The sequence below is a fragment of the Paenibacillus sp. 598K genome (assembly GCF_003851045.1).
In the GTDB taxonomy this organism is placed as follows: Bacteria; Bacillota; Bacilli; order Paenibacillales; family Paenibacillaceae; genus Paenibacillus_D.
The window spans coordinates 1-314 of sequence record NZ_BFBX01000419.1 but is presented as its reverse complement, the minus strand read 5'-3'; the positions used below and the strand labels follow the sequence as shown (position 1 = coordinate 314).

The following is a 314-nucleotide window of genomic DNA, read 5'->3' as shown; positions in this document are numbered from 1 at the left end:
ATCCTCGGCCTCGTCGCCTCCGGCGGCAAGGTGGCCGGAGGCGAGGTGCGATTCGAGGGCCGCGATCTGCTGAAGCTGAAGCCCCGGGAGCTGCGCAGGCTGCGCGGCAACGAGCTGTCGATCATCTTCCAGGAGCCGATGACGTCGCTGAACCCGGTGTTCACGATCGGCAATCAGGTGGACGAAGCGCTGCGCGTCCATCAGCGGCTCAGCCGCAGCGAGGCGCGGACGAGGACGATCGAGATGCTCGAGCGGGTCGGCATCGCAGGCGCGGCGCGAGTCGCCCGGAGATTCCCGCATCAGCTCTCCGGCGG

General features: G+C 69.1%; 1 pseudogene. It reads left to right on the top strand.

The features are described from left to right. A pseudogene (locus PA598K_RS37125) lies at positions 1 to 314 on the top strand (ABC transporter ATP-binding protein); the annotation flags it as partial.